The organism is Streptomyces europaeiscabiei (genome assembly GCF_001550375.1).
Classification (GTDB): domain Bacteria; phylum Actinomycetota; class Actinomycetes; order Streptomycetales; family Streptomycetaceae; genus Streptomyces; species Streptomyces europaeiscabiei.
The window spans coordinates 1-2,425 of the sequence record NZ_LRTR01000441.1; the positions used below are offsets into that span (position 1 = coordinate 1).

Sequence of the window (2,425 nt, forward strand, 5' to 3'; positions counted from 1 at the left end):
CCGCGTCCACCAGCCGGGGCGGGCTGTCGGTGACCGCCAGTCCGCCCGGCTCGTGCCCCGGATCGCCCTCCAGCCGGTACGGGACGCACGCGCCGGACGCGAGCAGCCCCCGGAGCAGGGGGTCGGTGCTCCGCCGCAGAGCCATCGCGGGCAGCCGTGCCTCGATCAGGGCCTCGACGCGGACCGGGGGGTCGTCCACCAGCTCCGCGTCCACGAGGAAGCCGCCCTCGCCGAGGCCCTCGCCGACACCTTCTTCGGTGCCACCGCCGGGCGCCCGGGCCCGGACCCGCATCCCCGGGCCGAGCACCTGCAGCACATCCGCCTCGATCAGCGCGACCAGCTGCTCGATACGGAAGGCGGGCGGGCCGATCGAGGTGAAGGCGTTCAACGGGGTGTACCAGCCGTCGAGTTCGGCGCGGTACGAGTCGCCGGAGACTCCGCCGTGGTCGACGACGAGCCGGATCTCGTTGCGCAGGTCCCGCAGGGCGTCCAGCGCGGCCTTCAGCGGTCCGTTCACATTGCCGCGGCGGGCCTCGCCGACATCCCGGCGCAGATACGCCAGCAGCCAGTGCCGGAAGTCGGCGCGGCCGGTGAACGTCCGCTCTCCGTAAGGGCGTTCGATCCGCGTCCAGTCCCATCGCTCGCCGGGCGGGACGGCGTAACGGTCGAGCAGGGCCGCCTCGCCCCACCCACCCGCATCCGCGAGGCACGACCGTACGAACTCCGCGGCCGCCTCCGGTCCTCGGGCGGCGCGGATCCACGCCTCGTGGTGGACGGTCCGTATCTCGCGGTCGACGATCGGCCAGAGGTCGTGGCGGAAGCCGAGGGGGTGCCCGTCGGCCACACGGCGCCGTAGTCCCGCGATGACGTCCGGGGTCAGGAAGCGCGGCTCGTGGCGGCCGAGCGAGCCCTTCTCGTTCTCGCCGCGGGCGTGGTAGGGGACGCCGCGCCGCGAACCGGCGTACAGCACGGGCTCGTTGCCGCTCGGAAGGTAGACGAGACCGGACTCGCTCTCCTTGAACGTGCCGCCTCGGCCCTCGGTGAGGAGGGCCAGGCAGTCGAAGAAGTTCAGGCCCAGTCCGCGCAGGGCGACCGGTGTGCCCGGCGCGATGCCGCTCAGATCGGTGTCGGCCGGGTTGGCGGGGGCCACGTAGGTGAGGCCGTGGCGGTCGGCGAAGGAGCGCAGCGCACGTTCCTCCGGGGACTCGGTCACGCCGCCGTGGCCGAGAGCCAGCACCACCGCGTCCAGACCGGTCAGCCGGCCGCCGTTCTCCAGGGTCACCGTCTGCGGCCGGTCCGAGGGGTGGTCGTCCTGCCGCCCCGCGCCGTCGTCCTGCCTGCTCGGGTCGTCGTCCAGCGCGACCGCCGTCGTCCGGTGGGTGTGGACCGTCACATGGGCGGGGGCCGTGCGTAACAGGTGCCGCAGGACCCATTCCAGGTAGTGGCCGTGGAACGCGCGGGTCGGATAGGTGTCGGGGCCGAGCCGCCGCGCCTCGTCCACGGCCCACGCGGGAAGGTCCTGGTCGATGGCCCGGTCGCGGATCGCGCACGCCCACTCGTACAGGCTGGGTCCCGGCACCGACGGTCCCGCGCAGTCCACGCTGTCGTCGGTGAACAGGGTCACCTGGGAGGCGACCGTGTTCATCAGCAGTTCGCCCGGCTGGTCCGTGCGCCAGACCGCGCCCGCGCCCGGCGGGTACGGATCGACGAGGTGGACCTCGACCGGCCGCACGATCCCACCGGCGTTGGCGCAGATCCGCTCCAGCACGGACAGGCCACGCGGACCGGCGCCGATCACACAGACGGTGAGGGCATCATCGGTACGGATCATTCCTGGCCCAGCCCGTCACGCCAGCTCGGTCTGGCCGGCTTCCAGCCCAGCGCCGTACGGGCCCGGTCGTTGGCCGCGCCGTGCGCGGACGTGAGCTGGTGGGCCATGAACCAGCCGAGGAGCCGGGGTGCGAGGGCCGCGGGGACCGTGCGCGGGGAGGGGGCGGCGAGGACCCGGGCGAGATGCGGCAGCCACTGCGCGGCGGGGGCCGGGTCGTCGTCCGTCACATGGAACACCCCGGTGGCGTCGGCTTCGACGCCCGCCACGGCCGCCCCCACGGCGTCCTCGACGTGCAGGAACGACATGATCCCGGCCCCGCCGCCGGGCAGCGGGAGCCGTCCGGCGAGGACGGACCCGGAGGTCGTGCCGGTACGGGCGTACGCGGTGCGGGGGCCGTACAGCGTGCCGTAGCGCAGCACCACACCCTCCATGTCGCTGCCCGTCACCTGCCGCTCCAGCTCGGCGACGGCCCGTACCGTCGAGGCCCAGCCGGGGTCGGGGGCGTCCACGTACAGGGGCGCGTCCTCGTCGAGGACCGGCTCGCCCGCCGGGGCGGCGGCGAAGGCGATGGACTGGGCGACCAGTCGGCGCGCG

At 74.4% G+C, this 2,425-nt stretch carries 2 protein-coding genes; both read right to left on the reverse strand.

All coding sequences use genetic code 11. From position 1 onward, the window contains the following. Positions 1-1,831: FAD/NAD(P)-binding protein (locus AWZ10_RS21415; RefSeq protein ID WP_060891834.1), on the reverse strand; the 1,831-nt coding region annotated here is incomplete at its 3' end. Beyond that, the coding region (locus tag AWZ10_RS21420) for an NAD-dependent epimerase/dehydratase family protein (protein ID WP_341846091.1) at positions 1,828-2,425 on the reverse strand (598 nt) is incomplete at its 5' end. The genes AWZ10_RS21420 and AWZ10_RS21415, both read right to left, overlap by 4 nt.